The sequence below is a fragment of the Pseudomonas sp. KBN10P06128 genome (assembly GCF_037574945.1).
GTDB lineage: Bacteria > Pseudomonadota > Gammaproteobacteria > Pseudomonadales > Pseudomonadaceae > Pseudomonas > Pseudomonas aeruginosa.
The window spans coordinates 441,731-461,942 of the sequence record NZ_JBBELR010000001.1 but is presented as its reverse complement, the minus strand read 5'-3'; the positions used below and the strand labels follow the sequence as shown (position 1 = coordinate 461,942).

The window sequence follows — 20,212 nt, the reverse complement described above, 5'->3', positions numbered from 1 at the left end:
CCACCTCCGGGTGGCGTCGCGGTTTTCGCCGAAGGGTTTTCGTACCCGGCCAATGGTTGGGTATGATCGACGGCATGGCCATGCCCGTCGGCCACCCTCTTCCGTCCCGCAACCCGGACCCGCGCCCATGCCCCAGTCCCGCCGCCCGTTGCGCATCGGCCTGATCGCCGACACCCATGGCCTGCTCCGGCCCGAGGCGCTGGAACGGTTGCGCGGCTGCGACCAGTTGATCCATGCCGGCGACATCGGCAAGCCGGAAATCCTCGCCGAGCTGGAACGCCTGGCGCCGCTCTCGGTGGTGCGCGGCAACAACGACACCCAGGACTGGGCGGTGGACATCCCCGAGCGCCTGCTGCTGAAGATCGGCCGGCTGACCCTCTATGTGCTGCACGACCTCAAGCGACTCGACCTCGACCCGGCCGCCGAAGGCATCGACGTGGTGGTCGCCGGACATTCGCACAAGCCGCTGAAGGAAGAGCGCGACGGCGTGCTCTACCTCAACCCGGGCAGCGCCGGGCCGCGGCGCTTCAGCTTGCCGATCGGGATCGGCGTGCTGGAAGTGGCGGGGAAGAAGATCGAGGCGGAGCTGATCACCCTCTGACCCCGCCTGGAACCGTCAGCGGCGCTCCCATACCTCGAAGGCGTAGGCAGGCGCATCGTCAGCCGCGGCGTGTTCGATGCTCGACGCCAGGCGCCAGGCCGCACCATCGATCTCGGGGAAAAAGGCGTCGCCCTCCGGCGCCAGGCCAACCCGGGTCAGGTAGAGACGCGCGGCGCGCGGCAAGGCCTCGGCATAGAGCTGGGCGCCGCCGATCAGCATCAGTTCGTCGGCGTCCTCCGCCTGCGCCCACGCCTCGGCGCGCGCCAGCGCGGCGTCCAGGCTGGCGAACACTTCCGCACCCTCCAGTGCCAGGCCGGCCTGGCGGCTGACCACCAGGTTTAGCCGGCCCGGCAGCGGCCGACCCAGCGAGTCCCAGGTCTTGCGCCCCATGATCACCGGCTTGCCGAGGGTCATCGCCTTGAAATGCTTGAGGTCGGCCGGCAGGCGCCAGGGCAGGCGGTTGTCGATGCCGATCGCGCGGTTCTCGCCAAGGGCGGCGATCATCGCCAGCGGTCGTGCCATGGGGTTACCTCATCGTGGAAGGACAAAGGCGCGAGGATAAACACTCGCGCCGGCGGACTCCAGGCCCGGCCTACAAGGGATTGGCATACGGCGGCACCTGCATGAAGAAGGTGCCATCCTCGTTGACCTGGGTGGTGCCGGTCGCCAGCACCTTGCGGTAGTCCTGCAGGTTGAAGGTCAGCACCTGGTCCGGGGTCTCGGTCTTCAGCAGCACCTGGGCGTAGGTGATGAGGATTTCGAAGATCTTCAGGTCGCCGGACTGTAGCCAGAGGAAGGATGGGCCCGCCGCGGCCGGCGGGCTGAACACCGGCGACGGCTGGCCGGGAGCCTGGGAGAAACGCAGGTGCAGCCCCTGGTCGTCGAGCCAGGCCTCCTGTACGTGGCCATCGATGCCCAGCAGCGGGAAGACCTTGCGGTAGTCCAGGCGCATGGCGCTGCCCACCAGGCTCGCCCCCGGCCGATCGAGGCTGACCAGCGCCGACATCGGCAAGCCGACCAGGCTCATCGCCCCGTACAGCGGCAGACCTATCACCTTCAACTGGTCGGGCCGATAGACCAGCGCGCCGCTGGCCGCGTCCACCTCCACGCCGCCGCCCAGCCGCAGCGGCAGCCAGGGCCCTACGCCGAGCGGACGCACCCGTCCCTCCACCTCCAGGCGTCCCGCCGCACTGCTCATGCGGAAGTCCTTCAACATGGTCCCGTCGTAGGCGAGGATGTGCTCGTTGAACAGGTTGGCCAGCTGCCGCGGGCTGAGCAGCACCTCACCCTCCATCACCTGGAAATGCATGTCCTGCGGGCGGTCGAAGTCCACCGGCTGGCCGGCCCGGTTCGGCACCAGCCAGCCCTTCACCTCGGGCACGTGGAAACCGATGTTGCCGCGCAGGTACATGTCCACGTTGCGCAGCAGTATGCCGACGCCATCCTGGCCGGAATCCGCCGGCCCGGCCGTACGCATGGGCAGCGGCACCGGCGCCGGCGGGACCTGCCGGTACCAGCCCTCGCGCAGCAGGGCCAGTTCGCGCTGCTGCCGGTCGATGGCGCTTTCGGCCTGGACCGCGCTGGCCGCCAACAGGCACCAGCCAAGCAGCACGCCCCACGGACGCCGGCTCACAGCCGTGCCTCCAGCGGCGCCGGCGCCTTCACCGGCGACACGGCGATCTGCACCATGCCGTCCTCGCGCAGGCGGATCACACCGTTCTGCAGTTGCCGCCGGTAGTCGTAGAGATTGAACAGCAGCGGCTGCCCCGGGCTGAGGCTGGTGAACAGGGCGTAGGCCTTGACCAGCACGGTGCGCGCCATCTTGATATCGCCGCCCTCGATGAACATGTAGCTGTCCGGCGCCCGTAATGCCGGCCATTGCAGGTCGGCCAGGGAGTCGCCGAGGGCGAGTTGCATGCCGCCGTCGGCCAGGGCCAGGCGACTGACGCGGAAGTCCAGGCGCGGCGGCGGGAACAAACCGTCGAGGTCGACGCGGATGCGGTTGCCGACCAGCTCCATGTGCCGGGTCTTCAGCTTCAGCACCTCGGACATCTCGATCGAGGCCGCCGCCAGCGACGAAGTGACCTCGACCCCGTCGACGAAGATCCGCCGGGGCACCAGGGTCACCTCCAGCGGACCGCTCAGCTCGATCTCGGTGAGCATCCGCAGCGGCCGCCAGCGCCCCTTGCGCAACAACTCGCCACGCACTTCCTGGCCGTCCTTGCGGGTGCTCATCCTGAGGTTGCGCACGGCCGCGCGGGACGCGGCGAGGTCCTGGTTGAGCAGGGTCGCCAGGGTGGCGTCGCTGACGAATATCTCGCCGGCCTGGATCCGCGCCACCATCGCCGTCGGATCGTCGAGCGACAAGGGCGCGCCGGGACGAGTCGGTTCCATGCGGATCAGCATGCGCTGGATGAAGAAACCGATGTCGTCGTGCAGGCGGAAGTCGGTATCGGCGATCCACAGTCGCGAACTCGCCGATCCCGAGCCGCGGGCGCCGACGCTCGCCTCCAGCGTGCGCGGCGGCACGGCGCTCATCAGGCTGTCTGGCTGGCGCCCCCAGTCATCGGTAGCGGTCGTCGGCACACGCGCTTCGTCACGGGCCGGCGGCGCCACGGCCTGGCCGCCGCCGTGGGCATCGAAGGCCAGCCAGGCGCCAAGCAACAGGCAGGCCAGTTGCAACGACAGGCAGGGAAACGCGGAGGCAGGTTGCGCGGAAGCCATCACCGATCCTCTTATTGTTATGCGAGCGCCGTCACCCTATACCCTGCCCCGGCCGTCCGCCCCTTTCGTTGGATTGGCCGGGAAAACGCCGACGTCGTCACGCTGGCGGCGATTGTCACGGGAATGTCGCGAAACGGGCAAAGAAGTATCACCTGGCTGCGTCACTCTGCTGGACTGGAACACTCCCGAATCGCCGACGAGGACCCGTCATGCAACCAGCCTTCCTGCGCCGCCACCTCGGCGCCGCCTGCCTGATGCTCGCCGCTGGCCTGGCCAGCGCCGCCCACGCCGACACCGGCAACGTACAACGCGCCATCGACTGGGCCCAGGGCCAGGCCTCCGTCCGCCACCCGGCCAGCGACGAACGCTCGCCGCTGGTCATCGCCCACCGGGGCGCCAGCGGTTACGTACCGGAACACACCCTGGGCGCCTACGCCCTGGCGGTGGTGATGGGCGCCGACTACGTCGAGCCGGACCTGGTGATGACCCGCGACGGCAAGCTGGTCGCCCGCCACGACAACGAGCTGGGCCTGACCACCGATGTCGCCCAGCACCCGGAATTCGCCGACCGCAAGCGCACGCAGAAAGTCGACGGAGTGGAACTCACCGGCTGGTTCAGCGAAGACTTCACCCTCGCCGAACTGAAGACCCTGCGCGCCATCGAGCGCATCCCCACGATCCGCCCGGGCAATGCGCGCCTGGACGGCACCTTCGAGATCCCCACCCTGCAGGAGATCATCGACCTGGTGAAAAGCCTGCAAATCAGCCAGCAACGCACCATCGGCCTGTACCCCGAGATCAAGCACGGCACCCACTTCCAGCGCCTCGGCCTGGCCATGGAACGCCCGCTGGTGAAGACCCTGCACCGCAACGGCTACCTCGGTCCGCGCGCGCCGGTATTCATCCAGTCCTTCGAGGTGAACAACCTGAAGGAACTCAAGCGCCTCACCGGCATCCGCCTGGTCCAGCTCTACGGCAGCGGCCAGCCCTACGACCAGCAGGCCAGCGGCGGCAGCCTGACCTACGCCGAGATGGCCACCGCCAAGGGCCTGCGCCAGGTGGCGCGCTACGCCTACGGGGTCGGTCCGGACAAGAGCTACGTGATTCCCCGCGATGCCAACGGCAACCTCGGCCAGCCGACCCGCTTCGTCGGCGACGCCCACGCCGCCGGGCTGAAGGTGCATCCCTACACCTTCCGCGCGGAAAACAGCTTCCTTCCGGCGGAGTTCCGCAGCGCCGACGGCAACCCGCAGTCGCGCGGCGACCTGGCCGGCGAGATCAGGGCCTACCTCGACGCCGGCATCGACGGCCTGTTCAGCGACCAGCCGGACGTCGCCGTGCGCCTGCGCGAGCAGCGCTGACGCAGCCCGACCGGCGCTCGTACGCGGGCGCCGGCCTCATGGACACTCGATGTAGCCGTCGAAGGGCTGTGCCTTGCCCTTCTCCAGCGCCTGCCGCCTGATGTTCCGGCAGATCCGCCGATCGCGCTCGTGCATGGCGTCGATCGACGGGTTGCCGGTGGGTTCCACGCCCTTGTGGTCCTTGACGCCAAAGGTCACCAAGGGCTGCTCCGGCTCCACCCGGAAGCGCGACGGCGTTTCCTTCTCCTCCTTGCGCGACGGCGGATCCGCCGCCAGGGTCGGCAACTGGTCGGCCTGCACGCCATAGCGTTGCAGCAAGGAGCCATCGGGCAACTCGTCGGCCAGCGCGCCCGCCATCCCCAGCAACAGCGCCAGGGGGTATCGGCGTACTACCTTCATCTCAGTGTTCCTCTCGCTACCGGCGCCGAACGCTTTCGCCACGGCGCCAGTCAAAATCCCACACCCCGCCGCCAGCCGGCTGGCAAGCCAGCATGAGCCGCCGGGGCGCTTTTTGCTATGTTTGGCGCTGATCAGACGCCGTTGGCCGGGCACGATTCACGCTCGGCAGGGAAATCGACACAGGAGGTGACTTGAGTCACACGACGCATCCCGGCCTCGACGCCCTCTGGCTGACCGAGGCCGTTCGCCTGCGCGAGGAGCAGGCCGGTCCGCTGGAAGACAGCGAGGCGCTTCGCCAGGCGCTGGCCCAGGGCGGTTCCCTGCCGCGCCGTATTCTCACCCGCGCCCACTGGCTGGGCCGCCGCGAGGGCCTGCTGGACGCCCAGCGGACCTGGCGCCAGGGTTCGCGGCTGGCGCTGGCCCTGCTGCTGGTGCTGGCCCTGGCCAGCGGCGCCGGACTGGCCTTCGCCGCGCTTGGCGACGGCCAGCGCCCGGTCAACGTGTTCTGGGCGCTGGCCAGCCTCCTCGGCCTGCACCTGCTGACCCTGCTCGGCTGGGCCCTCGGCCTGCTCGCCGGCGGCGAGGCCGCGGGCGCGCTCGGCCGGCTCTGGCTGTGGCTCAGCGGCAAGCTGGCGCGCGATGCCCGCGCCGCGCACCTGGCGCCGGCGCTATTGGTCCTGCTCGGCCGGCGCCGGCTGGCGCGCTGGGGCCTCGGCGCGCTGGTCCACGGGCTCTGGCTGCTCGGCCTGCTGACCGCGCTGGCCATGCTCCTCGGCCTGCTGGCGACCCGCCGCTACGGTTTCGTCTGGGAAACCACCATTCTCGGCAGCGATACCTTCATCGCCCTTACCCAGGCGCTCGGCGCCCTGCCGGCGTTGCTTGGCTTCCCGTTGCCGGACGCCGAGCTGATCCGCGCCAGCGGCGACGCCGCCCTGGCCAGCGAAGCCGCGCGGCACGCCTGGGCCGGCTGGCTGGTAGGCGTACTGCTGGTCTATGGGGTCCTGCCGCGCGCGCTGCTCGGTCTGTTCTGCCTGTGGCGCTGGAAACGCGGCCTGGCCGACCTCGACCTGGACCTCGACGACCCAGGCTACAGCCTGCTGCGCGAACGCTTGATGCCGGCCAGCGAACGCCTCGGCGTCAGCGACGCGGCGCCGGACTGGCTACCGGAGCCGCAGGGCGGCCAGTCCGGCCAGGAAGCCGCCGGAGCGGTGCTGGTGGCGGTGGAGCTGGACGATCGCCGGCCCTGGCCGCCGAAGCTCGCCGAAGGCGTCGCCGACGCCGGCATCCTCGACGACGGCCAGCAGCGCCGTCGCCTGCTCGAACAACTGACCCGCTACCCGCCGGCGCGCCTGGCCATCGCCTGCGACCCGCGTCGCTCGCCGGACCGCGGCACCCTGGCACTGCTCGGCGAACTCGCCCGCTGCGCCGCCAGCACCCGCATCTGGCTGCTCCAGGCTCCGCCCGGCGAAGCGCTCGACAGCGACCGCCTGGGTGACTGGCACGCCGCCCTGGAACGCCTGCAACTGCCGCACGGCGAGACCTCGCCGCTGGCCTGGCTGGAGACCGGCCATGACTGAGCCGCTGATCCTGGCCGTGGTCGGCCACACCAATACCGGCAAGACCTCGCTGCTGCGCACCCTGACCCGCGACCGCGGATTCGGCGAAGTCTCCCATCGCCCCAGCACCACCCGCCACGTCGAGGGCGCCAGGCTGTCGGTGGACGGCGAAGCGCTGCTGGAACTCTACGACACGCCCGGCCTGGAAGACGCCATCGCCCTGCTCGACTACCTGGACGCCCTGGAGCGCCCCGGCGAGCGTCTCGATGGCCCGGAACGCATGGCGCGGTTGCTGGACAGCAACGAAGCGCGCGGGCGTTTCGAACAGGAAGCCAAGGTGGTCCGCCAGTTGCTCGCCTCCGACGCCGGGCTCTACGTGATCGACGCCCGCGAACCGGTGCTGGCCAAGTATCGCGACGAACTGGCGGTGCTCGCCGGCTGCGGCCGGCCGCTGCTGCCGGTGCTGAACTTCGTCGCCAGCCCGCAGCATCGCGAGGAGGAGTGGCGCACCGCCCTCGCTCGCCTGGGCCTGCACGCCCTGGTGCGTTTCGACAGCGTGGCGCCGCCGCTAGACGGCGAACGGCGCCTCTACGAGAGCCTGGCGCTGCTGCTGGAGCGCGCCCGGCCGCAACTCGACCGGCTGATCGCCGACCATGAGACCCAGGCCGCCGCGCGCCTGCGCGCCGGGCAACGGCTGATCGCCGAATTGCTGGTCGACGTCGCCGCCTGTCGGCGCCTGGTGCCCGGCGGCGAAAGCGCCGTGCAGGAAGCCACCCGCGACCTGCACCAGCAGGTGCGCAAGCGCGAGCAGGCCTGCGTGGAAGCGTTGCTGCGGCTCTACGCCTTCGCCAGGGACGACGCCCGCGCCGCCGACCTGCCGCTGCTCGACGGCCGCTGGGGCGACGATCTGTTCAATCCGGAGACCCTGCGCCAACTCGGTATCCGCCTCGGCGGCGGGGTTGCGGCCGGTGCCGCGGCCGGCGCCGGCATCGACCTGCTGGTGGGCGGCGTCACCCTTGGCGCCGCCGCCGCCCTCGGCGCTCTCGCTGGCGGCGCCTGGCAGACCGTCGGGCACTACGGTTCGCGCCTGCTCGGCAAGCTCAAGGGCGCCCGCGAGCTGACCGTCAACGACGCCGTGCTGCGCTTGCTTGCGCTGCGCCAACGGCAGCTCCTGGCAGCCCTGCAAACGCGCGGCCACGCGGCGATCGAGGCGATCCGCCTGGAGACCCCGGAGGACAAGCAGTGGCGCGAAGGCAAGCTGCCGGAAGCACTGCGCAAGGCGCGCGCGCATCCGGAGTGGTCGTCGCTGAACGGCAGGCGGGTGGGCGGCAGCGACCGCCAGGAACAGATCGACGCGCTGGCCGAATTGCTGGAGAGCGGACGCGGGGAATGACAGACTGGGCGACGATCGCCCAAGAGGTAGGCCCATGCCCTTCGTTTCCTACGCGCAGAACCTGGAAGACGTCCGACTCTGGCGGGCCCTGAAACTCTTCCCCAGGGGGTTCTACATCGACGTCGGCGCCAACCACCCGCGGATCGACTCGGTCACCCTGGCGTTCTACGAGCGCGGCTGGCGCGGCATCAACATCGAACCGCTGCCCCACCTGCACCGCGAGCTGGAGCGGGAACGGCCGGAAGACCTCAACCTGAACCTCGCCATTGGCGAGCGCGAAGGCCGCGCCACGCTCTACGAGATGGCCGCCTCGGGTCTCTCCACCCTGGACCCCGAGCTAGCCCGCCAGCGCCAGGCCGAGGGCTGCACGGCCACTCCGCGCGAAGTGATGGTCAGCACCCTGGACGCGATCTGCGCGGCCCATGTCGAAGGGCCGATCCACTTCCTCAAGATCGACGTCGAAGGGCTGGAAGGCGCGGTGCTCCGCGGCCTCGACCTGAACCGCTGGCGCCCGTGGCTGATCCTCGCGGAAACTCCGTTCGACCACGACCCCGAGTGGAAAGCGCCGCTGCTCGCCGCGGGCTACCGTTTCGTCCACTTCGACGGCCTTAACGGCTATTACCTGGCGGAGGAACAGGCCCGCCTGGAAGGCGCCTTCGCGCTACCGCCGAACCTGCTGGACGACTTCCAGCTCTGCCATGGCCACGCCATGAGCCATCCGGTCGCACCGCTGGAGCAGGCCCTGGAGCAGGCGCTGCAACGCGCAGAAGATGCGGAGCGGGCTTTGCGGGACTGGCGCGCGCTTCCCTGGTACCGCCGCCTGTTCGGTTGAGCGGAGCCGACGGCTCCGCCGAAGGGTCAGACCGCGACCGGTGCCTTGATGTGCGGATGGGCCTCGTAGCCGACCAGCTCGAAGTCCTCGAAGCGGAAGTCGAACAGATCCTTCACCTCGGGATTCAGCTTCATGCTCGGCAACGGCAGCGGCTCGCGGGTCAACTGCAGGTCGGCCTGCTCCAGGTGGTTGGCGTACAGGTGGCAATCGCCGCCGGTCCAGATGAACTCGCCCGGCTGCAGGCCGGCGACCTGCGCCACCATCAGGGTCAGCAGGGCATAGCTGGCGATGTTGAAGGGTACGCCGAGGAAGATGTCCGCCGAACGCTGGTAGAGCTGGCAGCTGAGCTTGCCGTCGGCGACGTAGAACTGGAACAGCGCGTGGCAGGGCGGCAGGGCCATCTCGTCGATCAGCGCCGGGTTCCAGGCGGAGACGATCAGCCGGCGCGAGTCCGGATTCTTCTTCAGCATCGCCATCAGGTGGGCGATCTGGTCGATGTGGCGGCCGTCCGGCGCCGGCCAGGAGCGCCACTGGTAGCCATACACCGGGCCGAGGTCGCCGTTCTCGTCGGCCCACTCGTCCCAGATCGAGACGCCGTGCTCCTTGAGGTAGGCGATATTGGTGGAGCCCTTGAGGAACCACAGCAGCTCGTGGACGATCGACTTGAGGTGGCACTTCTTGGTGGTCACCAGGGGGAAGCCCGCGGCCAGGTCGAAGCGCATCTGGTGGCCGAACACGCTATAGGTGCCGGTGCCGGTGCGGTCGCTCTTGAAGGTGCCGTGCTCGCGCACGTGGCGCATCAGGTCGAGGTACTGTTTCATCGGAGGCTCGGATCGATATCGGTGCGGCGCCGACGTGGCGGCTCCCACCGAGGGATGACAGAAGGATGGCCAAGTCTACGGCGACGGGGCCGGCATCGCCAGTTCGGCGCGACCGGCGCAAGCCATGCGCGCCCTGGCGCGGAAAGCCGGCTGCCCGGAGCGGATGACGCCTGCGACGTTATCCGCCCCGGGCACGAAAAGCGGCTCAGGCCGCCTTCGGCTGCGCCGCGTCGCGGCGGTAGGCCCAGACCATCAGGGCAATGCCGGCCAGCACCATCGGTACGCAGAGCACCTGGCCCATGGTCAGCCACCCCCAGGCGAGGTAGCCGAGCTGGGCATCCGGCACGCGGACGAACTCGACGACGAAGCGGAAGATCCCGTAGCACAGCACGAACAGGCCGGAGACCGAGGCGGTCGGCCGGGGCTTGCGGGTGAACAGCCAGAGGATGACGAACAGCGCCACGCCTTCCAGGGCGAACTGGTACAGCTGCGAGGGATGCCGCGGCAGCGGGCCACCGTTGGGGAAGACCATGGCCCAGGGCACATCGCTGACCTTGCCCCACAGCTCCGAGTTGATGAAGTTGCCGATGCGCCCGGCGCCCAGGCCGATGGGCACCAGCGGGGCGATGAAGTCCATCAGCTGGAAGAAGCTCTTGCCATGGCGCTTGCCGAACCACCAGACCGCCAGCATCACGCCGAGCAGGCCGCCATGGAAGGACATGCCGCCTTTCCAGACCTCGAAGATCAGCGTCGGGTTGGCGATGTACTCGTCCAGGTTGTAGAACAGCACGTAGCCCAGGCGGCCACCGAGGATCACGCCGCAGGCGACCCAGAAGACCAGGTCGGAAAGGCGCTCCTTGGTCCAGGTCGGGTCGAAGCGCTTCATCCGGCGCGACGCCAGCAGCCAGGCGCCGCCGATCCCGATCAGGTACATCAGCCCGTACCAGTGGATCTTCAGCGGGCCGACGGCCAGCGCAACCGGATCGATCTGGGGATACGTCAGCATCGATAACTCCTACGACAGAAAAGCGAGATCGGGGGTCAGGAAACTTATGCCCACGCTGAACAGCAGCAGGGCGAACAGTCGCTTGAGTACGCGCGGCGACAAACGATGCGCCAGACGCGCGCCGAAGCGGGCGAACAGCATACTGGTGGCGGCGATGCCGACCAACGCCGGCAGATAGACGTAGCCCAGGCTCCACTCCGGCAACTGCGGGTTGTGCCAGCCGACCGCGATGAACGACAGGGCGCCGGAAATGGCGATAGGCAGGCCACAGGCCGAGGAAGTCGCCACCGCCTGCTGCATCGGCACGCTGCGCCAACTGAGGAAAGGCACGGTCAGCGAACCGCCGCCGATGCCGAAGATCGCCGAGGCCCAGCCGATCACCGCGCCGGCCAGGGTCAGGCCGCCCTTGCCGGGCACCTCGCGATTGCCCTTGGGCTTGAGGTCGAGGACCATCTGCAAAGCGACCAGGATGGCGAACACCCCGATTATCTTCTGTAACAGCGGCCCCTTGATCTGCGCCGCGGTCAGCGCGCCGAGGGCGCTGCCGACGAGGATGCCGAGGGTCATCCAGGCGAACACCGGCCAGCGCACCGCGCCGCGCCGATGGTGTTCGAGAATGGAATTGATCGAAGTGAAGACGATGGTCGCCAGGGAGGTGCCGACCGCCATCTGGGTCAGGACGTCGCCGCCGAAACCGTGCGCGGTGAAGCTGAAGACCAGCGCCGGGACGATGATCAGGCCGCCGCCGACGCCGAACAGTCCGGCCAGCACGCCGGCACAGGCGCCCAGCACGATATAGAGGAGAAACTCCATGCACGCCCCCGTTGGAAAGCCGGCATGGTAACGGAATTGCGCGCCGCGCGGCAGGCGTCGTGCTTGAACGGCGATGGCGGATGCCTTTAGCCTGACGGCCAGCCCATCCCAAGGATCGCGCATGTGCCTGATCGTCTTCGCCTGGCAACCGGGGCACGCCCTGCCGCTGCTGGTCGCCGCCAACCGTGACGAATTCTATGCCCGCCCGAGCCTGCCGCTGGCGGCCTGGGAGGACGCCGAGGGGGTATTCGCCGGACGCGACCTGGAGGCCGGCGGCACCTGGCTGGGGCTCGGCCCGGCCGGCCGTTTCGCCGCCCTGACCAACGTCCGCGATCCGTCGCAGGCTCTCGGCAAGCGCTCCCGTGGCGAACTGGTGGCGGACTTCCTGCGCGGCGGCGGCAACCCGGCCGACTACCTGGCGCAGGTCGCCGGGCGCGCTGCGGACTATTCCGGCTTCAACCTGCTCATTGGCGATCGCCATCAGCTCTGGCACTACAACCCCCGCGTAGGGCCACCGCGCCTGCTGCCGGCGGGGGTCTACGGGCTGTCCAACGCGGCCCTCGATACGCCCTGGCCGAAGCTGCTCAAGGCTCGCGCCGCCCTCGCCGAGCGGCTTGCCGAGCCGCATCCGCAGGCCCTGCTGGAGCTGCTGGCCGACGCAGCGCCGGCCGCCGACAGCCAGTTGCCGGATACCGGCGTGGGTCTGGCCACGGAACGTCTGCTCTCCAGCGTGTTCATCGCCAGCCCGAGCTACGGCACTCGCGCCAGCAGCGTCGTACGGGTACACGCCGACGGCACGCGGGAGATGATCGAGCGCAGCTTCGGGCCGTCCGGCGCCCGGCTCGGCGAGGTCAGCCTGGTGCTGCCGCCAGGCTGACCTTCAGCAACAGGCCACGCAATCGCGACGCTGCTTGGCCCGATAGAGGGCGTCGTCCACCCGGCACAGCAGCAGGTCGAGGGTCTCGCCATCGTTCAGCACGCCGACGCCGAAGCTGGCGGTCAACCGCTCGCCCATCTCGAAGGACTGCGAGCGAACCCGCTGGCGCAGGCGTTCGGCCAAGGCCGCCGCAGCCTCCAGGCCGGTTTCCGGAAGCAGCAGGATGAACTCCTCGCCGCCCCAGCGCGCCAGCACGTCGACCTCGCGCAGCTCGCTGGCGACCAGGCGGCCGAAGGCGACCAGCACGCGATCGCCGGTGGAGTGGCCGAACAGGTCGTTGATCCGCTTGAAGTGATCGACATCGATCATCACCAGTGCCGTCGCGCGTCCATGGCGCTGCCGGCGCATCCATTCATGGTGCAGGCACTGCTCGAACTTGCGCCGGTTGTACAGCTCGGTGAGCGGATCGATTTCGCTCAGGCGCTGGGCCTCGGCCATCTTCGAGGCCAGCGCCTGGTTGACCCGGTGCAGCGCCTCGGTGCGCTCGGCCACCAGGTCCTCGAGACGCCGGTTCCAGTCGAACAGTTCCTCGTTGCGCTGCTGCAACTCCAGCTCGACCAGCTTGCGCTGATGGATCTCGTGGTGCGCACCGATCATCCGCCGTGGCTCGCCGCGCTCGTCGAACTCGACGAAACGCCCGCGATCGCTGATCCACAGGTAATCCCCGCTGTAGGTGCGGCAGCGGTATTCCTCGCAGTATTCCGGGCTTTCGCCGTCGAGGTAGGCCTGGAAGCTGGCCATCACCCGCGGATAGTCCTCGGGATGGATGATGTTCTTCCAGGTCTCCACGCTCTCCGGCAGGCTATGTGGCGGATAGCCGAGCATCAGGTACCAGCCGGCGCTGCGGCTGACCTGGTTGGTCGCGATGTTCCAGTCCCAGATCCCGTCGCTGACGATCTCCAGGGCATATCGCAGGGTTTTCTCAAGGTCTTCGCGTGACAGCGGAAGAAGACCTGGCGGCTTCGACGCCCGTTCGTCCATTTTGCGGCAATCCCTCGCACGTTCGACTGGCCAGTGGCCTCTACCGAATGGCAGGCAGTCTATACGCTTGCGGGGAAAGCGTAAGCGCCGCACGACGAAGCGTCCGGCGCGCGGGAAATCAGGGCTGGACGGTAGCCGCCGGGTTGATCACGCGACCCAGGCCGAGGTTGCGCAACGCCAGGTGCAGCGAGCTGTGGATGACCTGCGGGTTGTCGAAGGTGAGCAACTGGCCGAGCAGGTCCCGGGCCTTGTCCAGGGTGATCTGGCGCAGCAGCCACTTCACCTTGGGCAGGTTGGTGGCGTTCATCGACAGGCTGTCGAAGCCCATCGCCATCAGCAGCACGGCAGCCGCGGGATCGCCGGCCATCTCGCCGCAGATGCTCACCGGCTTGCCTTCCAGGTGGGCATCGTCGACCACCTTCTTCAACGCATGCAGCACGGCCGGATGCATGTAGTCGTAGAGGTCGGCGACCCGCGGATTGTTGCGGTCGACCGCCAGCAGGTACTGGGTCAGGTCGTTCGAACCGACCGAAAGGAAGTCGACCTGGCGGGCCAGCTCGCGGGTCTGGTACACGGCGGCGGGAATCTCGACCATCATGCCGATGGGCGGCATGGCGATGTCCACGCCCTCGTCGCGCACCTCGCCCCAGGCGCGGTGGATCAGGTGCAGGGCCTCTTCCAGCTCGTGGGTGCCGGAGATCATCGGCAGCAGGATGCGCAGGTTGTCCAGTCCTTCGCTGGCCTTGAGCATGGCGCGGGTCTGGACCAGGAAGATCTCCGGGTGGTCGAGGGTGACGCGGATGCCGCGCCAGCCGAGGAACGGGTTGTCTTCCTTGATCGGGAAGTAGGACAGCGCCTTGTCGCCGCCGATATCCAGGGTGCGCATGGTCACCGGCAGCGGGTGGAAGGCACTGAGCTGCTCGCGGTAGATCGCCAGCTGTTCCTTCTCGCTGGGGAAGCGGTCGTTGATCATGAACGGCACTTCGGTGCGGTACAGGCCCACGCCCTCGGCGCCACGCTCCTGGGCGCGGGCGACATCGGCGAGCAGGCCGGTGTTGACCCAGAGCGGCATGCGGTGGCCGTCGAGGGTCTCGCAGGGCAGCTCGCGCAGGGCCGCCAGGCCCTTGCTCAGCTCGCGCTCCTCGGCGACCACGTCGCTGTACTGGCGCACCAGCTCGGCGGAGGGGTTGGTGTAGACCTCGCCGTGGTAGCCATCGACGATCAGGTCGATGCCGTCGACCTTGGAGTACGGCAGGTCGACCGCCCCCATCACCGTGGGGATGCCCATGGCACGGGCGAGGATCGCCACGTGCGAGTTGCCCGAGCCGAGCACCGAGACCAGGCCAACCAGGCGCCCTTCCGGCACCTCGCCGAGCATCGCCGGCGACAGCTCCTCGCTGACGATGATGGTCTGTTCCGGGTAGGTCAGGTTCTGCTTGCGTTCTTCCTGGAGGTAGGCGAGCAGGCGGCGACCGATGTCCTTGACGTCGGAGGCGCGCTCGCGGAGATAGGCGTCGTCCATCAGCTCAAAGCGCTGCACGTGCTCCATCACCACCTGGCGCAGGGCGCCCTGGGCCCACTGGCCGGTACGGATGATGCGCTTGACCTCGTTGCCGATGGAGGCATCGTCGAGCATCATCAGGTAGACGTCGAACAGCGCGCGTTCTTCCTTGCGCAACTGGCTGGCGAGCTTGCTCGACAGCGCGCGCATGTCGGCGCGAACGCCCTCCAGGGCCTGCTTGAACAGGGCGATCTCGGCGTCGATGTCGTCGACCTGCTTGTCCGGCACCACTTCCAGGTCGGCCGGCGGCAACACCACCACCGCCTTGCCCACCCCGACCCCGGGGGCGCCGGGCACGCCGACGAACTTGGCTTCCTGGATGCCCTTGCCGAGCTTGCCCAGGCCGCGGATCGAACCGGTCGCCTCGGCATGCGCGATGACCCCGGCGAGCTGAGCGCTCATGGTGACGAGGAAGGCCTCCTCGCCTTCGTCGAACTGGCGGCGCTCCTTCTGCTGCACCACCAGCACCCCCATCACCCGCCGATGGTGGATGATCGGCGCGCCGAGGAACGACGCGTAGCGCTCCTCGCCGGTCTCGGCGAAATAGCGGTAGCGCGGGTGGGCGGCGGCGTTCTCCAGGTTGAGCGGCTCCTCGCGGGTGCCGACCAGGCCGACCAGGCCTTCGCTGGGGGCCATGCTGACCTTGCCGATGGAACGCTTGTTGAGGCCTTCGGTGGCCATCAGGACGAAACGCTGGGTCTCGGTGTCGAGCAGGTACACCGAGCAGACCTGGGTACCCATGGCTTCCTTGACCCGCTGCACGATGATGCCCAGCGCCGCCTTCAGATCCTTGGCGGAGTTCACTTCCTGGACGATCTTGCGCAGCGTGTTGAGCATGCTCGGGGCCTTGTCTCCGTGTTCAGTCCCGCGCCAGAAGGCGCGGGGCCAGTTCCTTCAGGGCGCGGCGGTAGACCTCGCGCTTGAAGGTCACCACCTGTCCCAGGGGGTACCAGTAACTCACCCAGCGCCAGCCGTCGAACTCGGGCTTGCTGGTGATATCCATGCGCACGCGCGCCTCGTCGGACATCAGCCGCAGCAGGAACCATTTCTGCTTCTGGCCGATGCACAGCGGCTGGCTGTGGGTCCGCACCAGGCGCTGCGGCAAACGGTAGCGCAGCCAGCCGCGGGTGCAGGCCAGGATGCGCACGTCCCCGGCCTCCAGCCCGACTTCTTCGTTCAATTCGCGATACAGCGCCTCTTCCGGCGTTTCGCGATCATTGATGCCTCCCTGCGGGAACTGCCAGGCTTCCTGATTGATACGCCGCGCCCACAGCACCTGCCCCGCCTCGTTGGCGAGAATGATGCCGACATTCGGGCGAAAACCATCGGAATCGATCACGCTGGGACATCCTCGAAATCGCATGTGCCCGCATTGTTCCATAAAGCTTGTGATAGCGGCAACGCGCGGCTTTGCGACTCGTGCGGGGAGGATACAGGGCCGGCAAAAGCCGGTAGGCTAGGGGTTTTCCCAAGGCCCGGTGGGAGCCTTCGCAAAAGGCTCTCGCGGCCCTCCCGCCACCCGCCAACCGATGGAGTCACCCCGTGCGTCTGGCCCTTTTCGATCTCGACAACACCCTGCTCGCCGGCGACAGCGACCATAGCTGGGGCGAATGGCTGTGCCAGCGCGGCCTGGTCGACGCCGCCGAATACCAGGCGCGCAACGACGCCTTCTATGCCGACTACGTGGCCGGCAAGCTCGACGTCCTTGCCTACCAGGCCTTCACCCAGGCGATCCTCGGTCGCACCGAGATGGCCCAGCTGGAAACCTGGCACCGCCAATTCATGCAGAAAGTGATCGAGCCGATCGTGCTGGCCAAGGGCGAGGCGCTGCTCGCCGAGCACCGCGCCGCCGGCGACCGGCTGGTGATCATCACCGCCACCAACCGCTTCGTCACCGGTCCGATCGCCGAACGACTCGGGGTGGAGACCCTGATTGCCACCGAGTGCGAGATGCGCGACGGCCGCTACACCGGGCAGACCTTCGACGTGCCCTGCTTCCAGGGCGGCAAGGTGGTTCGCCTGCAACGCTGGCTCGACGAGAACGGCCTGAACCTGGAAGGCGCCAGCTTCTATAGCGACTCGCTGAACGACCTGCCGCTGCTGGAGAAGGTCAGCCGGCCGGTGGCCGTCGACCCCGATCCGCGCCTGCGCGCCGAGGCGGAAAAACGCGGCTGGCCGATCATTTCCCTGCGTTGACCCACTGACAAGTGCGCCGTCCGACGGGCGGCGCCACGGCGGACCCAGGATGCCCCACACCGCCCCCACTCCCGGCTCGCTGCGGCCGGTCGTGATCGTCGCCCTGGTCACCGCGCTATGCCTGGCCGGCGATTCGATGCTTTATATCGCCCTGCCGATCTACTGGCACGAGGTCGGCCTGGAGGCGCTCTGGCAGGTCGGCGTGCTACTGTCGATCAACCGCCTGATCCGCCTGCCCTTCAATCCGCTGATCGGCCGCCTGTACAAGCACCTGGCACTGAAGACCGGCCTGCTCCTGGCGGTCGTCATCGGCGTGTTGAGCACCGCCGGCTACGGCCTGGCCAGCGGTTTCCTGGCCTGGGTGCTGCTGCGCGGACTGTGGGGGATCGGCTGGTCGTTCTTCCGCATCGGCGGGCTCTCGGCGGTGGTCTACTGCGCCGCCGACCACCAGCGCGGCCGCGCCATGGGCCTGTACAACGGCCTCTACCGCCTGGGCAGCCTGGTCGGCATGCTGCTCGGTGGGCTGCTGGTGCCGGTCCTCGGCCTGCCGGCGCTGGCGCTGTCCTTCGCGTTCCTGGCACTGCTCGGCCTGCCGCTGCTGGCGAAGGGTTTCGACCTGCCGGAGAGTCCCGCCGGACATGCGCGGACCTCCGCCGCAACGGCATCCACCAGCGTCGCCAGGCGCCCGCCGCCGCGCGGCCTGGTGATCCTCAGCGGCTTCGCCACCGCGCTCCTGATCCAGGGCGTACTCGCCGCCACCCTGAGCGCCCTGATCGCCCGCAGCTTCGGCACCGAGGTCAGCCTGCTCGGCCTGGCGCTCAGCGCCGCCGGCCTCTCCGGGATCATCCAGGCCCTGCGCTGGTCCTGGGAGCCCTGGCTGGCCGGGCGCTTCGGTGCCTGGTCGGATGGCCCGCGCGGGCGTCGGCGCTTCTACGTGGCGGCGCTACTGGTCGGCGCAATGGGCTTCGGCCTGCTTTCCAGCAGGCTGCCCATTCTCGCCTGGCTGGCCATCGCCCTGCTGGTGATGCTGGTCGCCACCGCCCTCACCACCCTGACCGACGCCCTCGCCGCCGACGTCGCCCGCGCCGGCGACGTGGTCGGCTTCATGACCCGCTACTCCATCGTCCAGGACCTCGGTGCCGCGCTGGGCCCGGCCCTGGCCTTCCTCCTGCTGGAGCGGCCCGGCGGCTTCGCCTGGTTGTACTGGGGCGGCTCCCTGGCGTTCCTGGTCCTGGCGTTGCTCTGGTTGCGCCGAGCGGACTCTCAGACCGGCTTGTTGACCATCAGGTAGAAGATGACCATGAAGGCGATGAAGGCCGGCCAGCCGAGGATGAACCAGGCGTTCATGTAGCGGTACGCCAGCGGTTCGATGGGCCGCGCCTCGCGCAAGGCCGCCTCGGCCATGTCGCGTACGCGGATCTGCAACCACACCACCGGTAGCCAGCAGAGCCCGGCGAACACGTAGAGGCCCAGGCTCCACAGCAACCAGCCCTGGGCCAGCGACCAGCCGGCGACATGCACCATGGCCAGGCCGCTGAGCGGCTGGAACACCGCGGTGGTGGCGATGAACAGCCAGTCGGCGGTGACCAGGTGGCGGAAGGTCACTGCGATCACCGGCAACTGCCCGCTGCGCCAGGCACGCAGGGCGTAGTAGGCCGACCCCAGGCCGGTGCCGAAAAGAATGGTCGAGGAAAGGATATGCAGGGTCTTCAGCAGCAGGTAAAGGTTCATCCACGGGCCTCCCTGGCTCTAGGTTCGTCGCCCAGCAGCCAGAGCGTGGCCACCATCAGCACGATGTTCTTGCCGACCGCCATGTAGGGGTCGTACCAGTAATGCGGCAGGATCAGGCTGATCGCCAGGCTGTAGCCAAGCATCAGCCAGAACTGCGCCAGCAGCGCGCGCCGACGCCAGCGGCGGAGCAGCAGGCCGACGCCGAGCGCGCCGTCGAGCAAGGCCCCGGCGATCACCGCCAGGCTCGCCGGCCAGCCGTGGATGCCGGCCTCGCCGAGGATCCGCAGGCCCCAGCCGTAACCCGGCCCCAGGCAGGCGACCAGGGTGCCCAGCCAGATCAGCACCAGGGCCGCCAGCATCAGCGGCCGCATCAGAGCCGCCAGGCTGCGTGCCGCCTGCGGCCAGCCGAGCAGCCGACTGGCCAGCGGCGCGCAACGATAGCCGCAGGCCTCATCGAGGAGTGCCGGGTCGGCCAGGTTGTCGTGGCGCACCAGCTTCAGCATCGATGGACTCAGTGTCCGCCAGCCAGCACGCCGGCCAAGCCCGCCCAACGCATCGAGAAGCGCCGCGGGCGGCACCACATAGCGGCCGCGCGGCCAACCCTGGGCGCGGCGCAGCTCGTCCAGCAGCTCGCCCTGGGTCAGCGCCTGCGGACCCACCAGCGGAATCACCTGCGCCCGCTCCGGCCAGCAGCGCAGCAAGGCCAGCACCGCGCCGACCAGGTCCTCGACATGCAGCGGTTGCAGGCGCGCGCGATTGTCCAGCAAGGGAATCAGCGGTAGCGGCGACAGGCGTTCCAGCCAGGCGCTGCTGGCGCCGCCCGGCCCCAGCAGCAGGGACGGGCGCAGCACCAGCGCCGGGATGCCCAGTTCCAGCAGGTGGCGGTCGGCCGCCGCCTTGCTGGCGAGGAAGGCCACGTCCGGGTGCGCACCGGCGCCCAGCGCGGAAATCTGCAGGACCTTCGCCCCATGGGCCGCAGCGAGGTCGAAGAGTGCTCGCGCGCCGCTGTCCTGGACGCGAGCCATGCTCGCCTCGTCGAGGCTCATGGTGCCGGCGGCGTTGATCAGCAGGTCGACCCCGGCGGGCCAGGCGAAGCTGTCCGGCCTTTCCGCAAGCCGCTCCAGGTCGAGCGCCAGCCAGCGTACGCCGGCAGGCGCATCGACCGGCGGGCGGCGCGCGGTGAGGAGCAGTTCGTGTCCGGCGGCGAGCAGCGCCGGGAGCAGGTGCCGCCCGACGAAACCTCCCGCGCCTACCAGCAGAATACGCATGCGTTCCTACAGAACCGGCGAAGGCCGGTGAA

The 20,212-nt window shown here is 69.0% G+C and carries 20 protein-coding genes; 8 read left to right on the top strand and 12 right to left on the bottom strand.

Going from position 1 to position 20,212, the window contains the following annotated elements; translation table 11 throughout:
- Positions 1-127 precede the first annotated feature (127 nt).
- Entirely contained in the window at positions 128-601 is a 474-nt protein-coding gene (locus tag VQ065_RS02090; protein ID WP_003084431.1) for a metallophosphoesterase family protein, read from the top strand.
- A 15-nt stretch (positions 602-616) separates the two neighbouring features.
- On the opposite strand, the gene VQ065_RS02085 is transcribed toward VQ065_RS02090, so the two are convergent.
- From VQ065_RS02085 to VQ065_RS02075, 3 genes are all read right to left on the bottom strand, one after another.
- On the bottom strand, positions 617-1,123 hold the full coding sequence (locus VQ065_RS02085; RefSeq protein ID WP_003084430.1) for a dihydrofolate reductase: 507 nt from the start codon (positions 1,121-1,123) through the stop codon (positions 617-619).
- Positions 1,124-1,193: 70 nt separating this feature from the next.
- Entirely contained in the window at positions 1,194-2,234 is a 1,041-nt protein-coding gene (locus VQ065_RS02080) for a hypothetical protein (protein WP_012613491.1), read from the bottom strand.
- Positions 2,231-3,325, bottom strand: a complete 1,095-nt coding sequence (locus VQ065_RS02075) for a hypothetical protein (RefSeq protein WP_023098427.1) — start codon at positions 3,323-3,325, stop codon at positions 2,231-2,233. Before VQ065_RS02075 ends, VQ065_RS02080 begins: the two co-directional genes overlap by 4 nt.
- Positions 3,326-3,534: 209 nt before the next feature.
- On the opposite strand from VQ065_RS02075, the gene VQ065_RS02070 reads away from it, so the two are divergent.
- Positions 3,535-4,686: a glycerophosphodiester phosphodiesterase gene (locus VQ065_RS02070; RefSeq protein WP_003084425.1), complete on the top strand. Its 1,152-nt coding sequence runs from the start codon at positions 3,535-3,537 to the stop codon at positions 4,684-4,686.
- A gap of 36 nt (positions 4,687-4,722) precedes the next feature.
- Here the strand turns inward: VQ065_RS02070 and VQ065_RS02065 are convergent, their stop codons facing one another.
- Positions 4,723-5,085 (bottom strand): hypothetical protein, encoded by a 363-nt coding sequence (locus VQ065_RS02065; RefSeq protein WP_003084423.1) that lies wholly within the window; start codon positions 5,083-5,085, stop codon positions 4,723-4,725.
- Positions 5,086-5,276: 191 nt separating this feature from the next.
- On the opposite strand from VQ065_RS02065, the gene VQ065_RS02060 reads away from it, so the two are divergent.
- The 3 genes from VQ065_RS02060 to VQ065_RS02050 are packed head-to-tail and all read left to right on the top strand — an operon-like array spanning position 5,277 to position 8,866.
- Positions 5,277-6,662, top strand: coding sequence for a DUF2868 domain-containing protein (locus tag VQ065_RS02060; protein WP_023094310.1), 1,386 nt, complete (start codon positions 5,277-5,279; stop codon positions 6,660-6,662).
- Positions 6,655-8,034, top strand: coding sequence for a GTPase/DUF3482 domain-containing protein (locus VQ065_RS02055; RefSeq protein WP_003110589.1), 1,380 nt, complete (start codon positions 6,655-6,657; stop codon positions 8,032-8,034). Before VQ065_RS02060 ends, VQ065_RS02055 begins: the two co-directional genes overlap by 8 nt.
- A 34-nt stretch (positions 8,035-8,068) precedes the next feature.
- Positions 8,069-8,866, top strand: coding sequence for an FkbM family methyltransferase (locus VQ065_RS02050; protein ID WP_003084414.1), 798 nt, complete (start codon positions 8,069-8,071; stop codon positions 8,864-8,866).
- A 26-nt stretch (positions 8,867-8,892) separates the two neighbouring features.
- On the opposite strand, the gene VQ065_RS02045 is transcribed toward VQ065_RS02050, so the two are convergent.
- The 3 genes from VQ065_RS02045 to VQ065_RS02035 all read right to left on the bottom strand — a co-directional run bounded on the left by VQ065_RS02045 (position 8,893) and on the right by VQ065_RS02035 (position 11,506).
- A complete protein-coding gene (locus tag VQ065_RS02045) occupies positions 8,893-9,687 on the bottom strand; it encodes a thymidylate synthase (protein ID WP_003084412.1) in 795 nt (264 codons plus the stop codon).
- Positions 9,688-9,892: 205 nt separating this feature from the next.
- Positions 9,893-10,693: a prolipoprotein diacylglyceryl transferase gene (gene lgt / locus VQ065_RS02040; RefSeq protein ID WP_003084409.1), complete on the bottom strand. Its 801-nt coding sequence runs from the start codon at positions 10,691-10,693 to the stop codon at positions 9,893-9,895.
- 9 nt (positions 10,694-10,702) lie between these two features.
- Complete coding sequence (locus VQ065_RS02035; protein ID WP_003084408.1) at positions 10,703-11,506, bottom strand: sulfite exporter TauE/SafE family protein; 804 nt, start codon at positions 11,504-11,506, stop codon at positions 10,703-10,705.
- Positions 11,507-11,627: 121 nt separating this feature from the next.
- Here VQ065_RS02035 and VQ065_RS02030 point away from each other — a divergent pair, with 121 nt between their 5' ends.
- Positions 11,628-12,383, top strand: a complete 756-nt coding sequence (locus VQ065_RS02030; protein WP_003084407.1) for an NRDE family protein — start codon at positions 11,628-11,630, stop codon at positions 12,381-12,383.
- Positions 12,384-12,386: 3 nt separating this feature from the next.
- On the opposite strand, the gene VQ065_RS02025 is transcribed toward VQ065_RS02030, so the two are convergent.
- The 3 genes from VQ065_RS02025 to VQ065_RS02015 form a co-directional block, all read right to left on the bottom strand.
- Positions 12,387-13,424, bottom strand: a complete 1,038-nt coding sequence (locus VQ065_RS02025; protein WP_003084406.1) for a sensor domain-containing diguanylate cyclase — start codon at positions 13,422-13,424, stop codon at positions 12,387-12,389.
- A gap of 118 nt (positions 13,425-13,542) precedes the next feature.
- Positions 13,543-15,822 carry a phosphoenolpyruvate--protein phosphotransferase gene (ptsP, locus tag VQ065_RS02020; RefSeq protein WP_340080334.1) on the bottom strand — a complete coding sequence of 760 codons (2,280 nt, stop codon included), beginning with the start codon at positions 15,820-15,822 and terminating at the stop codon, positions 13,543-13,545.
- Between the two features lie 22 nt (positions 15,823-15,844).
- Positions 15,845-16,324 (bottom strand): RNA pyrophosphohydrolase, encoded by a 480-nt coding sequence (locus tag VQ065_RS02015; protein ID WP_003084400.1) that lies wholly within the window; start codon positions 16,322-16,324, stop codon positions 15,845-15,847.
- A 203-nt stretch (positions 16,325-16,527) separates the two neighbouring features.
- Here VQ065_RS02015 and VQ065_RS02010 point away from each other — a divergent pair, with 203 nt between their 5' ends.
- Positions 16,528-17,181 (top strand): HAD family hydrolase, encoded by a 654-nt coding sequence (locus VQ065_RS02010; RefSeq protein ID WP_340080333.1) that lies wholly within the window; start codon positions 16,528-16,530, stop codon positions 17,179-17,181.
- Between the two features lie 49 nt (positions 17,182-17,230).
- A complete protein-coding gene (locus VQ065_RS02005; RefSeq protein WP_023092297.1) occupies positions 17,231-18,472 on the top strand; it encodes an MFS transporter in 1,242 nt (413 codons plus the stop codon).
- On the opposite strand, the gene VQ065_RS02000 is transcribed toward VQ065_RS02005, so the two are convergent.
- A complete protein-coding gene (locus VQ065_RS02000; protein WP_003084393.1) occupies positions 18,445-18,912 on the bottom strand; it encodes a DUF2269 family protein in 468 nt (155 codons plus the stop codon). The two genes, VQ065_RS02005 and VQ065_RS02000, sit on opposite strands and share 28 nt — an antisense overlap.
- A complete protein-coding gene (locus tag VQ065_RS01995; RefSeq protein WP_003084391.1) occupies positions 18,909-20,180 on the bottom strand; it encodes an SDR family oxidoreductase in 1,272 nt (423 codons plus the stop codon). The genes VQ065_RS02000 and VQ065_RS01995 overlap by 4 nt, the downstream gene beginning before the upstream one ends.
- Positions 20,181-20,212: the final 32 nt, after the last annotated feature.